The sequence below is a fragment of the Stenotrophomonas sp. Ste86 genome (assembly GCF_024519465.1).
In the GTDB taxonomy this organism is placed as follows: Bacteria; Pseudomonadota; Gammaproteobacteria; order Xanthomonadales; family Xanthomonadaceae; genus Stenotrophomonas.
Map to the genome: position 1 here is coordinate 28929 of NZ_JALJRW010000006.1, position 16061 is coordinate 44989.

The window sequence follows — 16061 nt, forward strand, 5'->3', positions numbered from 1 at the left end:
GATTATCCTTAGCGTATACCCCGCGGAGCACAGCATGATCGACCTCAACCACCTGGATGACCTGGCCCGCCGCCTGAGCGATATGGTCCCGCCGGGCCTGCGCCAGTCGCGCGAAGAACTGCAGGCCACCTTCAAGACCGCCCTGCAGGCCGGTCTGGGCAAGCTGGACCTGGTCACGCGCGAGGAATTCGACGTGCAGCGCGCGGTGCTGCTCAGGACACGCGAGAAGCTGGAGGCGTTGGAAGCGACCGTACGTGAGCTGGAACGTCAAGGGACGACTGACTGACAGCCGTCGCTTGGCCAAAGGGCGAAGCTGCGCTGCTGCCAACGGCCATTCCGCTGGCAGCCATCCCATGTCAGCTTGTTCGGAGATTGGCTACAGGTACATCACGTGACGCTCGCCATGAGGGTATGAAGGCCGCGGCTTGACCCATCAGTAGCACGGCAAGCACGCCAGTAGACAGATAGGGCGCTTCGATCCGGCCCACCTCGAAGTAGCGCGCGATTGCGATGTTAAGACCGACCGCCAGCACAGTGCCAACGATCGCACCGATGACTGAAACGATCAGGTTCTCAATCAGGAAGTGCCTGACGATGTCACGCCGACGCGCGCCGAGGGCACGGCGGATTCCAATCTGTCGATATCGTTTACGGACCCAGAAACTGGCAAGCCCGTAAACCCCAGTTGCGGTCACCACCATGAGTGCCAGCCCGGAGCTGAGGAACATGATCGCCATGGTCTGATCCTGACGGAAGTAGTCGGCGCGCAGATCGCTGAAGGAGCTACTCCGACTGATGGTGCGCTGAGAATCACGCTTGGACAACGCAGCCTCACTCGCCAAAACCACTTCGTCCACGCGCCCTTCCGCTGCGCGAATGGCGAACATCACGCGGCTGCCATCGGGAATGAGCGGCAGAATCAGCGACATGTCATTGTCCCCGCCCTTCTTCAACACAGGCCGGGATAGCGTCTTGACGACGCCAACCACCTGAATCGGGTGCTGCGCGTCAGCGTACAGAAACTTACCGACTGCGCCGCCCTCGGGAAAGAGCTTTGCCGCCAAGGCTTGAGAGATCAACGCCTCGCTGGACTTATACAGACCACCATAGTCTGCATTGGATTCCATGGGAACAAACGATCCCTTGGAAAGATCACGACCTGCAATAACCCTCAATCCAAGCAGTTCTGCCACTGGCGATGATGCCGTGTACACGGTCGGCTCGGCCTCGACAATGCCAGAGGTGTCGTTCCCTCGCAGCGGTCTGTTGGTGAATCCAACAGACCAGTTCCGCTGGGTCAGCGGCAGTGACTCGACAGCGACGACACTCTGAACTCCAGGTTGCTGCCTGATGACTTCAAGATCCGCCGATATCGATGAGGCAGCATTCGCTGCAGCATCACCCAGATACTCGGTCCGGATAACGCCAAGATTCGTCTCTTCCAGGCCTGTCTCATATCTCAGCGTAGCCACCCTCTCGGACAACAGAAACGCAAGATTGGTGACGCACGCTGTTGCAACCAACACCTGAACCCCGAGAATGGCCGCAACAGTATGGTTCCGCATTAGGGCACGGGCTATGACAGGAACGTCTGCAATACTCATTCTGAAGCCTTTATTTGCATATCCAGACGACCGGATGTGGCGAGGAGCGCCGGAAAGAAGGCGGCGAGAATACTTGAGGCGCAAGCCAGAGCCATGGTCGCTGTCGCCGTAGCGAGATCCATGCTGGCCATGGTGGCGTAATCATCGGGTTGCATGCGCACCAGATAAAGCCCGGCCTGGGCGACCATCAGCCCAACTGCTCCACCGAAGCAACCAATGATCAATGCCTCGGTGCAGAGCTGGTAGACGACATCACGCCGTCGAGCCCCAAGCGCTCGACGAGTGGAGATCTCGTGCGAACGGCGAATGAACCTCGCGAATATCAAAGCACTCATGTTGACAAGGCAAACCACCAGAAAGCCCAAACACAGCGCCAACTGCAACTTCACCTCGTTGGGAACGATACGTTGCTCGACGAGATGATCTTTCAGCGACACCATACGAGATGGAGTATCCCGCTCAAATCGCCCAGCTCGACGCTGTGCAACGACGTAATTCTCAAGAAACACCGCGTACTGCTCTACGCTGGATGCGTCGGGCAATTCGGCCCAGTACTGGACCCATGCAGTTCTGGCGTCCTTCAGCCTGTTAGCGGGCGCCTCGTTGCCCCACGAATAGAGGTTATTGGACACATTCATCTTCTTGCTGGCGGCAACGGCAATCGGAATAAAAAAATCTTCCCGCCCACTGAATACGTCCTGCTGGAGATCGGTGTAGAACCGTGGCCGCGGATTCCAATGATCTGAGATCCCCACAACCCTCAGCACTTGCCCGCCCAACAGAACCGTACTTCCAACCAGTTCATCACCCCCCAACTTCTTGGCTAACTCCATGCTCAGCACAACGACCGGCGTCTCAGCCTCGTCGTCCTGCCGCGTCCAGGATGCGCCTTTAGCCATTGAAATACCGAACATGACGAAGGCGTCAGAAGTGACGTACTGTCCGTGCGCGAAGAACGGCAGAACCACTTCTCGCTGCGGCTCTACCAGCAGACGAGCAGAGGCCATGGCCGATTGGCGTAGTGCAGGGCCCTGGCGCAGTAGATTCTGCGCGTCCACCCAGGTAAGCGATACCCGCGGATCCAAATCAGCACGGACTTCATAGGACTCGGGAAGTGCATCGAAGAACGGATGGTAGAGCCTCTGACTTCGATCCGGCAGCGGATCCCAAGTCAATGCACGCACAACAATGAGCATGGTCATGCTCGCGCCAATGCCCAAACCAAGCGCAATAATCAACGCAGCGCTGCTGCCCCTAGTCTCCAGCAATCTCTTGCCTGCAAGAGAAAGGTAGTAACCAAACATATCGAATGCTCCCTTAGTGCAAGAACGGCGCGGACGTTGGGATCACATCCACTGGCTCGATTGAAATCCACGCCGTGCTGTTCTGTGCCCTTTCGCGCGCCTCGACAAGATGCATAAGCCGAAACCTCGACCGCTGGATCTTCGCCACCAACTTAGCCGCGCCTTCATCGTTGTGCCCCTGGATCAAAGCTCGAGGTATCTTGTTTTGGTTCAGTGCACCGATGAGTGATTCCAGCGTCAGGTAGCTCAGCCGTTGCGTGGATGCACTATCGATGAAGATGGACGCGGAGTCGGACATCCTTGGGATAAATGCGGCAAGGAGTGCCTGTATGCTCTGCTGGGAGTGGCTGAAGTCGGAAAACAAGATGTCGATCCCTTCGTCAAATTCCGGCGACTGAGCTATCTCCGATACGCAGATATCTTGCACATTCGCCTTGACCTGATCTTCGACCCCAACCCACGAAAACACGCGCCCCAGGAAGTCCAGATACCCTTGACTCGGCTCCAGAATCGACTCCGCCAACGGCCCGTGAAGTGTTTCGAGGAAGCGTTGGCCGGGAGCACTACAGAAGTGCGAACCGTTGTCGTACGTATGGATGAATCCGAGGCCGCTCTCGCGTAGAGCAATGCCCATCCAAGCCGCAGTCACACCAAATCCTGTCCCAAGCTCTATAACAGTGCGTGGGCGCGCCCGTTTTACCAGGCTGTATAGCAGCACGCACAAGTCTTCACTTCCGTAGACCCAGCCAATTGAGTCGCGCAGTGCACACAGCCGCTCAAACGACATGTTCTTGCCTCTCCGTTCGACCAAAGAGCCAAGCGTCCAGAGGTTCAGATGCAGATGCGCAGCACGAAACAGACCGCAAGAACGGAGAAAACGCATGGAAAGTGACGACGCTGCCCGTGACATAGAGCAGCATCTCACCAATATCCGAACGGAACGCACGCGCAGCCGCACGCGTCATTCGCTCCAGCAGGACCGCATCAATCTCTACGGTGTCTCGTGGGAAGTGCAACCCACGGTGGTCGCCGCCGAAAAACCAGGCGATAGCCGGGATACCTTTGGGCCTGGCGACATGGAACTGATGCTGAGCACGCTCGTCCTCGCCAAGCCGGGTCTCCTTCTTCCAGTCAAACAAGGACCACACCGACTTCTGCATCGGATCCTGCACGTGCGACAGATCTGCCGCCTCATAACCAACTCCATATGCGAACTCAGGCGTTCTCGCATCCTGCATTTCACGCTTGATTTCAAACCACTGTACGTTTAATGGCGCCAAGCTCCGAGACACCCCCAGGCCACCAGTGTCATGACACAGTGACTCGCCGATGGCCAAGAGAGACTGCAGGCGAATGTGAAACCACCGAGTGTCAATGCAGTGCTCGCGCAGGAAGTCAGCAACGCCTGTCCCTTCCAGAATGAATACGCGATTGATCACGCGCGCATTCCTGAAACGTTCTACCGTCTGAATCCCGGGAGAGAGACGGAGATTCTCAGGCCAAGGCCTGGCTTCTAGTGCTGTAATTAGCTCATCAATGTGAATTGACGGCACGCCCGTCGCGTTTGCACGCATTGCGACTACATCCTTTTTATCGGAGTAGATGACTATCGTCTTGCGCATCATTTCCGCTCCCCATAGCGATACTGCAGCTTCATGCAGTCCTGCATCTGGTCGATCATCTGCCCGATATCACTATTTACCCCGCCCATGACCATCACTCGACTGCTCAGCTTTTGTTCGATCAGAAAGCCCGCAGCGCAGACAGAGAGCCTGTTCCGAATATGTGTCTCAGCTTCAGCGGATATACCAGGAGACGACTCGAGATGGTTCTTTAGCAGTCTGTGGCACACGTAGTAGACAAAGACCGCATGAACATATGACGAGTTGGGAATCGGATTTCCGGACCACGGGGAGACGACGCGGTACTTGTAGTCATTGGCGACGAAAAACCCATTGGTCAGCTCCCAGGCAGCCAGGAAGTTGTGCGTACTCTCGTGCATGATGCTCTCCATGCACGCTTCGACCGAAAGTTCGGGGTGATGAGTGTTCAGTAGTCGGATTGAACCTGGCTGCCGAGGCACATGCTCAGAACCGTAGCGGCGGGCGGCATCTGATCCGACTTCCTCGGACTTTCGCACGATGATCCGTCGTACGAAATTCCGGACAACGGAGCCGTACATAGGCTCCGCCCTGTCGATTGCCTCCATCGCTTGGCATAGCTTTTCCGAAACATGGCGGCATTCACCCTCGGTCATCGGCAGTGACCTCTGACTAAGAACTCCTGAACGTGGCTCATGGTGAAGTGCCTGCGGGCTTTCTAGATCCAAGGTGATGCAGCCAGCAATCGTGGGGAGGCGATGCAACGCCCAGCAACCTGCACTGTCCTTCCGAGCTACGTAGTCGCCCATCGGACTGTATGCAGCCCAGTGTCGGCATTCCGACAAATAGCCTGCAGCATTTCCGCAGGACAGTTCGGCGATTGCCTTTTCACGTGCGATGACATCGTGAATCGCGCTTAGCGCTCTGGCACGATGCTCCGTGCGATCCACATCGGTTCCATCCACACCTGGGCGGCCAGCCTTGGTCGACTCATGACTGAGGATGTGCTCACAGAATTCTGAACTCATCAGCACGCGGGCTCTGTGATCGGGCGCCATGCCCTGAAACATCGTGCGAATCGACTCAGCCATCATCCCAGTGGACTCGCAGGCGAGGAGACCATACAGCCTGCTCCGCATCCGTGTTAGCCGAGCCCACAGAATCCTCTCCACTACCTGATCCATGCCTGCGACGGCGTCCGCAATGTCCATCAGGCAACTGGGCCTGCTTACGTCAGATCCTTGCGCCTCGCTTTCTACCCTCATCCTCGCCCCCAGTGACTCATTCATCCTTAAACCTCACCATGCTTTCCATTTGTCCCTCGATCGGCCGACGCTGGCATCCGGAGGCATCTCATGGAAGTGACGTAGTCGAGAGGGGCGGGGAAATCCCCGCCCCCGTCCTTTAGACGTCGAATCGGCCGTCCAGAGCCACACGCAAGGCAGATGCCTGCTGCTTGCTCACGGTGTCGTGATGATGGTGGGAACCAAATGAGTCCGAGTGATGGTGCCCATCGGCGAGAAGGCCTAAGTGTTCTCCTTGGAACTCACTCATGCCAAGAGCATCGACATTCGCCTGAATGGAAGTCGATGCACCAATGTCGTTGCCGAGCATGCTGTCCGGTGCTGCAGCGGAAGCCGAAGCGGCGGCCGCGACACCGGCAATGATCAGCGTAAGAGAGGAAAGAGTCTTTGCAGCAGTACCTTGAGTCATTTTTTTTACTCCATGTAGTTTGGCTTTTTGTATTCTCCTGAGCTTCAAACGTGATCAGTTCTCTGGCTCGATTCGATTGAACGACCTGCCAGCGACCCACCGCAACATCAATGCTGTGCAACGCGCAGCTCTGCTCGGGACGAGCGACGATATGCGATACGCTCGAGGTGTTCGAATGGCCCGCTACGAGCTCTCAGCGCACGCGCCTACAGCTGACCGCTATCGCAAGCGGTCAGGCGCTCAATGTTGCTAACACCTTGTCCAATGATGCACGAAGCAATAGCTTTCCCCGCATTGCAAATGCGCGTCCATCAGCACTTCCAATCACCATTCCACGCAAAAGCCGATACAGTAATCCGACGATCGGAATTAAGCATCAGAGGCTGCGATGCATGTCCGGTGCAAGGCAGCACTGGCGGAGGAATTTATGGAATTTTGTATTGATTCGTTGTCAGCCCGTATCCGCGTTGCGCGCGTGAGCAGCGGGCTTTCGCAAACCGAGCTCTCCAAGGCGTTGAAGGTCAACCGGTCGACAGTGGGTCATTGGGAACGCGAGTTCGGCTTCGTGCCCTCAATTGAACACCTTAGCGAATTGGGCCGCATTACCCGCGTGAGCGTGTCCTGGCTGATTTCAGGCGATTCGGTCGCCGCTGGCGGAATGCCGGAGGGAACGCGTCACCTTCTGGAGGCCAGCATGCTCACTACGTCGCGTAACCTTCCGATCTCATTTCTCAACAGCATCCTTGAGCTGATGAGGTCTGCTGAACGTCATCTCTGACCTCGTGCGCCTGATTGAGCGTTTCGTGCGCTCACGCGGCTGAACCAACCGCTGCTACTTACTACCGCCAAGCACAAGCCGTTCAATCGCCAGAGCCACGCCGTCCTCTGCATTGGTCGCGGTCTCAAAGCGCGCGGTCTGCTTCACCGCCTCGATCGCATTGCCCATCGCCACGCTGGTGCCGGCAAACTGCAGCATGGTCAGGTCGTTTTCCTGGTCGCCGAGCGCCATCACGTTGGCCGCATCCACGCCCAGGTGCTTGGCCAGTTTCTGCAGGCTCGGCCCCTTGCCCGCCCGATGGTCGAACACCTCCAGGAAGAACGGGGCGCTCTTGAGCACCGCGAAGCGATCGGTCAGTTCCGATGGCAGGCGTTTGATTGCCGCGTCCAGCACGTGCGGCTCGTCGATCATCATCAGCTTGATGAACTGCATCGCCGGGTCCATGTCCTCCCCCCGCCGGTAAGACAGGGGCGCATGCGACAGGTGCGAGTCGGCCACGGTGTAGATGCTGATGTCCTGGTTGGGCGTGTAGATGCGCAGTCCATCCATCGCCTGGAAGTGGATGCCCAGATCGCGCGCGATGCGCTCGCAGAACATGAAGTCCTCGAAGCTCAGCGGGTACTCGACCACGCGCTGGCCGCTGCCGAGGTTCTCCACCACCGCGCCGTTGCAGGCGATGCAGAACTCCGCATCGCCCTCGATGCCCAGTTCGCTCAGGAACGGCGCCAGCCCGGACACCGGTCGGCCACTGGCCAGCACAACCCGCACACCCTGCGCGCGGGCTGCGGCAATGGCCTGCTTAACACGCGGCGTAAGCTGGTGGGCCGGGTTGAGCAGGGTGCCGTCCATGTCGATGGCGACGAGGTGGACCGAGTCGGGGCGGTGTTGCATATCCATCAGGTTCAATGTTCGGGCGGTGCAGGGGGATGTCCAGTCTAGCGGCAGCGCATGAACGTCCGCGACCGCAGAAGCCCGACGGCAGGCCGGTGCGAATGCCTACATACCGGCCTGCGCGCAGCCGCCATCATCGCCCCCATCCCAAGCAACCGTGGTAACCGCATGAGCCTGGCGCTCGTCCACAGCCGTGCCCGCGCCGGCGTCAACGCGCCCGCGGTCCGTATCGAAGTGCTGCTCTCCGGCGGGCTGCCGCACACCCAGATGGTGGGCCTGCCGGAAACCGCCGTGCGCGAATCGCGCGACCGCGTGCGCGCGGCCATCGTCTGCTCGCAGTTCGAGTTCCCGCAGCGGCGCATCACCATCAACCTGGCGCCGGCTGACCTGCCCAAGGAAGGTGGACGTTTCGATCTGGCCATCGCACTGGGCATCCTGGCCGCCAGCGGGCAGATCGATGCGCAGGTGTTGTCGCGCTATGAGTTCCTGGGTGAGCTGGCCCTCACCGGTGAACTGCGTGGGGTCAACGGCGTGCTGCCCGCCGCGCTGGCCGCCGCCCGCCTCGACCGCACGCTGATCGTGCCACCGGAGAACGCGGCCGAAGCCGGGCTGGCCGGGCATGCCGACGTGCGCGTGGCGCGCACCCTGCTGGAGGTTTGTGCCGGGTTGGGCGAACGCGAGCTTCCGCGCGCCATGCCGGTGGACATTGCCGGTGCGCCGATGGCGGACCTGCGCGACGTACGCGGCCAGCCGCAGGCGCGGCGGGCATTGGAAGTGGCCGCGGCCGGTGGCCACCATCTGCTGCTGATCGGCACGCCAGGATGCGGCAAGACCCTGCTGGCCTCGCGGCTGCCAGGCATCTTGCCCGACGCCACCGATGCCGAAGCGCTGGAGACGGCCACCGTCACCGCCTGCAGCGGGCACGGCATCGACGCCGCGCGTTGGCGGCAACGGCCTTACCGATCGCCGCATCACACCGCCAGCGCTGCGTCGCTGGTGGGGGGCGGCACCTATCCGCGCCCCGGGGAAATATCGCTGGCCCACAACGGCGTGCTGTTCCTGGACGAATTGCCCGAATGGAGCCGGCACACGCTGGAGGTGCTGCGCGAGCCGCTTGAAAGTGGGCAGGTCGTGGTCGCAAGGGCGTCGCGCACCGAGATCTTCCCTGCACGCTTCCAGTTGGTTGCGGCCATGAATCCGTGTCCCTGCGGTTGGGCCGGCGACCGGAGCGGACGTTGCCGCTGTGCGGCCGACAGCATCCAGCGCTATCGCGGCCGCGTGTCCGGCCCGTTGCTGGACCGCATCGACCTGCACGTGGAGGTACCACGACTGGAACCGCAGGAGCTGCGCGATGAGCAACCGCACGGCGAGGACAGTAAGGCCGTACGTGCGCGCGTGGTTGCCGCGCGCAGCGTGCAGGTGGGGCGCAGCGGGAAACCGAATGCGCAGCTGCTTCCCGCCGAGCTTGCGCAGCACTGCCGGCTGTCCAAGGACGACAGAACGCTGCTGGAAGATGCAGTCGAGCGCCTGCAGCTCTCGGCCCGGTCGATGCACCGTATCCTGCGCGTGGCACGCACCGTGGCCGATCTGGACGGACAGGCCGACATCGCCACATCGCATGTGGCCGAGGCCATCGGCTATCGGCAGCTGGACCGGGGGACGGGGCTCCAGTGTTGATCCAACCGCAAAGGAAATTTGTGGATAGGCCCCTTAGTCGCAATGGTCTACGGAAGATGCCCGGCGATCAGGAAGCCGTCGGGATCACACTGCTCCACCGCGATCTCGCACGGCTCGCCCCCGGCTGATGCCGGATAGCGCCGCGCGGGTGTCTGGGGGTCGTCGCTGAAAAACCGTACAACTCCGGCCTCCTGGCCGGCGGTGCCCACCACGAGTACCAGCAGGCCACGCCACAGACGCTTGCGCGCGTGGAGGCACTGCGCCAAGCCTGCGCCGAGTACCAGGCGCACATCCGCGCTGCAATTCTCGCTGGCCCATCTGGCCGTGGCGGCAGTCATTCCTACGGCGAGCCAGCGCAGCCGCATCGCCAAGAACCCTGCGCTGGCCGCTGAAGTGATCCGGCCGGTTCCTGGCAGAAGCTGCGTAAGCGGGAACTGATCTCAGCGGAAGCGCCGCTGCCGCCGAGAGGGGCGGAGAGCATCCCGCCCTCGGCACCGAGGCCCTGGTAAGGCGTATCGCTGGAGAATTCCCCGATTGAGAATGTGCCTCGTCGTCCCGCTGCGTGATGTCATGTCCATGGTCCATGTAGCATGCAAGACGTGCTTGGAGGTATCTGCAACCGGAGCTCCTGTGTGGCCGAGCGCGTGGCTCTCTCCCCCAGCGCCTGCCTGGCGCGCGTGCGCACCCTGGAGACCAAGGGGCTGATCCGTGGCTATCGCGCGCACGTGGCGGTGGACCGCATCCGCTCGGTCACGGTGGTGCTCGCGCTGGTCACCTTCAAGCAGCATGTGCTGGAAGAATTTACCGCCTTCGACCGCCGCATCCTGGCCATGCCCGAGGTGGTCGAGGCCTGCCGCATCTCCGGCGCGTTGGACTACCTGCTGCGGGTGATCGTCAACGATGTGCACCATTGGAAGGACATCGCCCGGCTGCTGCTCGGCGGCGACTACCGCGTGGAAAAGATCGTGTCGCAGTTCCTGATGGACGAAGTGAAACCCTTCAGCGGCTATCCACTGGTGGATGCGTCGTCGAGCAAACGCAGCGGGTAAATGGTGCGCCGTGCACTGGACCTGCACGCACGTCCGCTGCACCATGCCTGCATGCGTATCGAACACCTGACCCTGCCGGTTTCCGATCTCGCCGCCGTGGCGGCGTACTTCGGCGACGTGCTGCAATTGCCGGTGGACGGTAGTCGCGTGCAGGTGGGCTGGAGCGCCTTGCAGCTTGTTCCAGCGGGCGAACTGCCGGTCGGCGGCGTGCATCTTGCCTTCAACGTGCCGCACAACCGCTTCACCGAAGCCACCGCGTGGCTGGACGCACGCGCCACGCGCCAGCGCAACGCCGAAGGTAAGGAGCACTTCACCTTCGAAGGCCGCTGGGATTCGGAATCGATCTACTTCACCGGCCCCGACGGCCTGATCCTGGAGCTGATCGCACGCCGGCGCCTGCCCGCGTCGGCGCTGCACGGCGCCTTCCACGGCAGCGAGATGACCTGCATCAGCGAGGTCGGCCTGCCGGCAGTGTCCGTTGCTGTCACGCAGGCGCGGATCGAAGCCACGTTCGGCCTGGAACCGCTGTCGCCACCAACGCCCTATTTCGCGCCGATGGGCGATGACGAAGGGCTGTTGATCGTGGCCGACGCCACCCGCCGCTGGTTCCCCGAGCAGCGCTCGCTGCCCAATGCACGGGGCGTGCAGGCGCGGTTGAGCGGCGTTACGGCCGGCGCCGAACTCATCGACGCTGCGCTCGGTTGGCGCATGTATTCGGCCTGATCCGACGCTTACCAGCTTCCCGATGCGCCGCCACCGCCGCTGCGCCCGCCACCACCGGACCAACTGCTGGACGAACTACTGGATGAGCTGCTGGACGAACTACGCTCGTCATTGCGGCGCGAGCCGCCGCCGCGTCGCCGGCCCTTGCCGCCCTTCTGGGGCCGCTGGTGCAGTGCCATCACCAGCGTCCAGGCGAAATACAGAACGAACGTGCCCGCCACCAGCATCACCGTACCGGCGTCACTGCCCATCTTCGCGAAGGTACGCTGCACCAGCCAGACGAAGCCTGCGGTCAGCATCGCCAGAAACACCAGCCGTGCGAAGAAGCCGATGCGCCCCACCCGCCAACTGGAACGCAGCGCGAGCACCAGGAACGTGATCAGCATCGCCACGAAGGCCAGCACGACCACGGCTGCGATGTGTAGCGCCAGGCTGGGCAGCGGGCGACCGGACCAGAGCCATGCGATATCGCCCGCGACACAGGCAACCAGCAGCGCACCCAGCGCCCAGCGCGATGGCCGGTTGTCCCGCCATAGCCAACCGAGCACGGCAGCCATTGGCACCAGGAAACCCATCGCGATGGCCAGCGCAGGGGTCGCACCCGGGGTCAGCAGCGCACAGGCCAGCGCGCCGATCGCCACCGCACCCGCCATCAGCAGCGGCCGCGTCCACCAGCGCCGCGCAGGCGGCTTGGCGTCCACTGCGGGACGTCGCGGCCATAGCCCCAGCAGAAAGCCGGCCAGCAGTGCGAGCGCCACGATGCTGTCGCCCCGCCGCCAGTCCTGCGGCAGCCGGGTCACGTGGGCATCGGCATCGTCGCTGGGCGGCGGCAGCGCCTCGCCATCCACCAGCCGCACCAGCAGCGCACTGCCGTCGAGCAGCCCTTGCCCGGGCTCACCCTCGCGCAGGCGCGGGAGGATGGCTTGGTCGATGATCCGCTGAGCGTAGGCATCCGGAATCGCGCCTTCCAGCCCATAGCCGGTCTGGATGCGCACGCGGCGGTCGCCCATGGCCAGCACCAGCAGCACGCCGTCATCCACGCCCTGGCGGCCAATCTTCCCCTGGTCGAACACCCGTAGCGCGTAGGCTTCGATGCCGTCCTCGCCGGTGCTGTCCACCACCAGGATCTGCAACTGCGCACCGCGCCGTGCCTGCAGGTCCAGCGCCTGCGCGCGCAATTGCGCGGTCTGGCTGGCGTCGAGAACGCCAACCGTGTCCACCACCGGGTCATGCAGCTCGGGAATCGGCGTGGTTGCGGCCAACGCCATTACCGGCAATAGACACAGTACCCAGGCCCATCGCCACAGTCGCTTCATCCTGCTCCCCATCGCCGCGTCCGGTTGCATGCTGGGGCCGATGCTATCGCACGTGAGGCCCCACTGCGGCTTCGTGTCAGCGGTGATCAGCCGATCGAGGGGGTCTGCGCGAGCATTCCGATCAGATGCTCACACGCGGCATCGACCTCGGCGAAGTAGTCATCCCAACTGGCCGCCTCGCGCTTGGACAGGTACAGGTCCACGGCCGGATACTCCCGTTCCCCGCTGTGAACGCTGTGAATCATCAGCGCGGCCTCGATCGCCGGTGAAGGAGGGCAGGCGTTGAATGCAACGGCGACGCCAGTGAAGGCGTCAACGATCCTCTGGTGCTCGGCTTGGTCGCGCCCCACCACCCCGACGTGGCGTTCGTCGGGAGTCCGGTCGTCCAGCCGGTAGTCGTGGCCTTCGCAGCTGGTGTACGTCACCAGGTTGTGGTCGATGGCGATGGCGAACAGGAACGCCTTCACGCCCGGCTCGATGACCGATTCGAAATCCGGATGGAACCGTGATGCCAGGCAGCTGGTTGAAGGAAATGGCGTGCCTGTGTTGTTCATGTTTCCGAACGATGAACTGATCTGCTGGATCGGTGCCACCGTGGCCAGACGCTCAGCGTCCGCGTCAGGCAGTGGGGTATCCCACAGCCGGATGAAGAGGTCGACGCGGGTGGAGTGGTTGTGACCTCGGGACTCAAGGAACCTGACGCTCATGACGGTGCTTTCTCCTGTATCGAAGGATGTGATCGAATCATGCGATGGCAGCGGCTGCACTGATGGATACGCCATTGCCCTGAACCTCCACAACGCGCCCTCCCTCAATGCGAAGCACCTTGTTGGCACGGAGAATGGTCTCTGGGCGGTGGGCGATGGACACACAGGTCACGCCCAGGGCGGCCAGGTTGTCCAGCAACTGGCGCTCGACTGAGACATCCAGATTGGCCGTTCCCTCATCCAGCAGAAGGATCCGAGGCTCGTGGTAGAGCGCCCGTGCCAGCAGGATGCGTTGCTTCTGTCCGCCGGACAAAGCCGAGCCCAGGTCGCCGATGCGGCTGTTGAACTTCATCGGCATGGCATCGATCTCATCGAGGATCATCGCCGTCGCCGCGCACTGCCGCGCCCGGGTCTCGTCCGGACTGGCGTCGAAGAAGGAGATGTTGTCCAGGATCGTGCCGGACAGCAGCATGTCGTCCTGCATGACCACCCCGATCCGCCGCCGGAAGCTCTGCAGCTCGTACTCGGCCATCGGCCTGCCGTTGAAGCGGATCTCGCCCTCGTCCAGGTCCATCAGGCCAAGGATCAGTCGGAACACCGTGGTCTTGCCGCTGCCGGACGGGCCGATCAAGGCCACGAAATCGCCCGCGTTTATCTCGAAACTTGCGCCAGCGATGACTGCCGGATCGATCGGACCGTACCGCGCCGATACGTTGTCCACCTCAAGGCGGAAGTGTTCGAAGTCCGATACCGCCACGTGCTGGGCCTGTGCCCGGTCCTGCTCCGGCGCAGACAGCGCGATTTCGGCAAGCCGGTCCAGGTGGAGGCCCACCATGCGCAACTCCATCGCCTGTTCGGCGAGGGTCATTGACTTGGCGGCGAACTGTGCCTTGTAGACAAACAGCGCAAAGAGCAGCCCGATCGTCAGCGACCCGGACGCCACTTGCGCTGCGCCTACGTAGATGCTGGCTGCGGCGTCCAGCCCCAAGAGCATGACCTTGGCGGCGGACTGCGCCGATGTGGAGAGCCCAAACCCCATTTCCGCGTTGAGCAAACGACTGTAGTGGTTGCGCCAGTTTCCGAGCCTCTCCTGTTCCTTGGCGAAGATCTTGATCGGCTGCATGCCGCGCAGCGTTTCGATCACGTGACCGTTCTCCTCCGAGCGCATCTTCACCACGTTCTCGGCCAGGCGGCGGGTTCGCCGGTGGGACGCGGTGCGCACCAACAGGTACAGCAGGAAGGTCCCCAGCGCGATGGCACCCAGCGCCGGGGAGTAGTGCAGCAGGATGCCGATGAAGATCATCGCCATCAGCCCATCCAGCAGCACGCGTGGGAGCCCACCCACCAGCGTCTGGCGGATCGCGTTGGCCGACTGGTAACGGTCGATCAGGTCACCTACCCGGCGCTTGCTGAAGAACCCCATGGGCAGCCGCAGCATATGGCTGAACAACATCGAGGAGAACTGCGCGTTGAACGAGGACGTAAAGTGCAGCAACACATAGTCCCGCGCGAAGGCGAGCAGGCCGTGCAACACCGCCGCGCCTGCAAAGCCGATCGCCAACGCCGTGATGAAGTCGAAATCGCGATGGGCCAACCCGGTGTCGATCACTGTCTTGAGTACCATCGGACTGAGCAGCGAGAACAGCTCCAGGAACGCGGTGATCCACATCACCTGGGCGATGAAGGCGGCCACTCCGCGGCTGCCGCGGAGCAGGCCACGCAGTGTCAACCTGCCACCCTCGCTGCCCATCTGGAAATCGGGCAGGGGCGTGAACTGCGCGGCGATGCCCGTGAAGTGATTGGAAACTTCCTCGGCACTCAACCTGAGCACGCCAAGTGCCGGATCGTGGATGACATGCACCCCGCGCTGGATGTCGGCCAGCACGACGAAATGCTCGAAGTCCCAGTGCAACAGCGCGGGCAGGCGCAGCTTCGGCAGCCCCCCCAGGTCGCAGCGTACCGAGCGCGTCTCCAGACCGATTCGCCGCGCCAGCTCCACCACATCACGAAGCGTCGCGCCTTTCATCGAAATGGGAAAGCGCTCACGAAGTGCCAGCAACGAGACGTCCAGCCCATGGAAGCCGGCCACCATCGCCAGGCAGGCCAGCGCGCACTCGCTGCTTTCTGCCTGGTAGACCATCGGTGTCTTCGGGCCGAGGCGCATCCGCATGCTCATTCGCCCCTCGAGGACATGAATCCATCAAAGAAGCGGAAATAGCGCGCAGGACGTCCACGCAGCACCGCCACCGCTTCCATCGTCTGGCTGCCATCCAGCGTGGCATCCGGCCTTGCCAGCACCGCCGTGCAGCCGCTTTTCCCCGTGGCTGGACAGGGAACCGGCGCGAGCCCGATAACCGTCGCCGCAGCGATACGACGCCCGCTGCCGGTCTGCAACTCCACAGCATCGCCCCTGGACAGCGACGCGCCGCGCGCCTGCGCCACGACCAGGCGGATCGCTCCCCCTTCCAAGCGCTCGGGGGTGACCACCGGGACCATACGCGTACGCAAGGTAATGCCTGCCGCCATCGCCAACAGAAGCAGTGAGGCAAGAATGGGCAGCAGGAATGCCAGCCGCACCGACATCGGCCGGGCCAGGTCCACTTCGCCCAGGTGGCGGTGGCGCCGGTGGGCCTCCGCCTCCGGGCGGAAGAAGGGGCGGTTGTGCAGCGCGTCGGGGCGGGTCACGTCATTCCTCGGC

Annotated in this window: 17 protein-coding genes; 5 read left to right on the plus strand and 12 right to left on the minus strand. The window is 62.3% G+C overall.

The window, feature by feature from the left end; translation table 11 throughout:
* Nucleotides 1–34: 34 nt before the first annotated feature.
* Nucleotides 35–286 carry an accessory factor UbiK family protein gene (locus tag NR101_RS07990; RefSeq protein WP_256774752.1) on the plus strand — a complete coding sequence of 84 codons (252 nt, stop codon included), beginning with the start codon at nucleotides 35–37 and terminating at the stop codon, nucleotides 284–286.
* Between the two features lie 70 nt (nucleotides 287–356).
* Here NR101_RS07990 and NR101_RS07995 read toward each other — a convergent pair whose 3' ends face one another.
* The 6 genes from NR101_RS07995 to NR101_RS08020 form a co-directional block, all read right to left on the minus strand.
* Nucleotides 357–1604, minus strand: a complete 1248-nt coding sequence (locus tag NR101_RS07995) for an FtsX-like permease family protein (RefSeq protein WP_256774754.1) — start codon at nucleotides 1602–1604, stop codon at nucleotides 357–359.
* Nucleotides 1601–2908: an ABC transporter permease gene (locus tag NR101_RS08000; RefSeq protein ID WP_256774755.1), complete on the minus strand. Its 1308-nt coding sequence runs from the start codon at nucleotides 2906–2908 to the stop codon at nucleotides 1601–1603. The genes NR101_RS07995 and NR101_RS08000 overlap by 4 nt, the downstream gene beginning before the upstream one ends.
* Nucleotides 2909–2921: 13 nt before the next feature.
* Entirely contained in the window at nucleotides 2922–3695 is a 774-nt protein-coding gene (locus tag NR101_RS08005; protein ID WP_256774756.1) for a class I SAM-dependent methyltransferase, read from the minus strand.
* A complete protein-coding gene (locus NR101_RS08010; RefSeq protein WP_256774757.1) occupies nucleotides 3685–4533 on the minus strand; it encodes a hypothetical protein in 849 nt (282 codons plus the stop codon). Before NR101_RS08010 ends, NR101_RS08005 begins: the two co-directional genes overlap by 11 nt.
* Nucleotides 4530–5537, minus strand: a complete 1008-nt coding sequence (locus tag NR101_RS08015; protein WP_256774758.1) for a hypothetical protein — start codon at nucleotides 5535–5537, stop codon at nucleotides 4530–4532. The genes NR101_RS08010 and NR101_RS08015 overlap by 4 nt, the downstream gene beginning before the upstream one ends.
* Nucleotides 5538–5913: 376 nt before the next feature.
* Nucleotides 5914–6222 (minus strand): hypothetical protein, encoded by a 309-nt coding sequence (locus NR101_RS08020; protein ID WP_256774759.1) that lies wholly within the window; start codon nucleotides 6220–6222, stop codon nucleotides 5914–5916.
* Nucleotides 6223–6649: 427 nt separating this feature from the next.
* Between NR101_RS08020 and NR101_RS08025 the strand changes: the two genes are divergently transcribed.
* Nucleotides 6650–7000 carry a helix-turn-helix transcriptional regulator gene (locus tag NR101_RS08025; protein ID WP_256774760.1) on the plus strand — a complete coding sequence of 117 codons (351 nt, stop codon included), beginning with the start codon at nucleotides 6650–6652 and terminating at the stop codon, nucleotides 6998–7000.
* Nucleotides 7001–7054: 54 nt separating this feature from the next.
* Here NR101_RS08025 and yidA read toward each other — a convergent pair whose 3' ends face one another.
* Entirely contained in the window at nucleotides 7055–7897 is an 843-nt protein-coding gene (gene yidA, locus NR101_RS08030; protein WP_256777726.1) for a sugar-phosphatase, read from the minus strand.
* A gap of 162 nt (nucleotides 7898–8059) precedes the next feature.
* On the opposite strand from yidA, the gene NR101_RS08035 reads away from it, so the two are divergent.
* Complete coding sequence (locus NR101_RS08035; protein WP_256774762.1) at nucleotides 8060–9568, plus strand: YifB family Mg chelatase-like AAA ATPase; 1509 nt, start codon at nucleotides 8060–8062, stop codon at nucleotides 9566–9568.
* Between the two features lie 47 nt (nucleotides 9569–9615).
* On the opposite strand, the gene NR101_RS08040 is transcribed toward NR101_RS08035, so the two are convergent.
* Complete coding sequence (locus NR101_RS08040) at nucleotides 9616–9906, minus strand: hypothetical protein (RefSeq protein WP_256774763.1); 291 nt, start codon at nucleotides 9904–9906, stop codon at nucleotides 9616–9618.
* Between the two features lie 306 nt (nucleotides 9907–10212).
* Here NR101_RS08040 and NR101_RS08045 point away from each other — a divergent pair, with 306 nt between their 5' ends.
* On the plus strand, nucleotides 10213–10617 hold the full coding sequence (locus tag NR101_RS08045) for an Lrp/AsnC family transcriptional regulator (RefSeq protein ID WP_256774764.1): 405 nt from the start codon (nucleotides 10213–10215) through the stop codon (nucleotides 10615–10617).
* 51 nt (nucleotides 10618–10668) lie between these two features.
* Nucleotides 10669–11340, plus strand: a complete 672-nt coding sequence (locus NR101_RS08050; RefSeq protein WP_256774881.1) for a VOC family protein — start codon at nucleotides 10669–10671, stop codon at nucleotides 11338–11340.
* Nucleotides 11341–11348: 8 nt separating this feature from the next.
* On the opposite strand, the gene NR101_RS08055 is transcribed toward NR101_RS08050, so the two are convergent.
* From NR101_RS08055 to NR101_RS08070, 4 genes are all read right to left on the minus strand, one after another.
* Complete coding sequence (locus NR101_RS08055; protein WP_256774765.1) at nucleotides 11349–12656, minus strand: TPM domain-containing protein; 1308 nt, start codon at nucleotides 12654–12656, stop codon at nucleotides 11349–11351.
* Between the two features lie 86 nt (nucleotides 12657–12742).
* Nucleotides 12743–13363, minus strand: a complete 621-nt coding sequence (locus NR101_RS08060; RefSeq protein ID WP_256774766.1) for a hypothetical protein — start codon at nucleotides 13361–13363, stop codon at nucleotides 12743–12745.
* 37 nt (nucleotides 13364–13400) lie between these two features.
* The gene (locus NR101_RS08065) at nucleotides 13401–15527 is read right to left on the minus strand and encodes a peptidase domain-containing ABC transporter (RefSeq protein WP_256777727.1); all 2127 of its coding nucleotides are present in this window, start codon (nucleotides 15525–15527) and stop codon (nucleotides 13401–13403) included.
* A gap of 8 nt (nucleotides 15528–15535) precedes the next feature.
* A complete protein-coding gene (locus NR101_RS08070) occupies nucleotides 15536–16048 on the minus strand; it encodes a hypothetical protein (RefSeq protein ID WP_256774767.1) in 513 nt (170 codons plus the stop codon).
* Nucleotides 16049–16061: the final 13 nt, after the last annotated feature.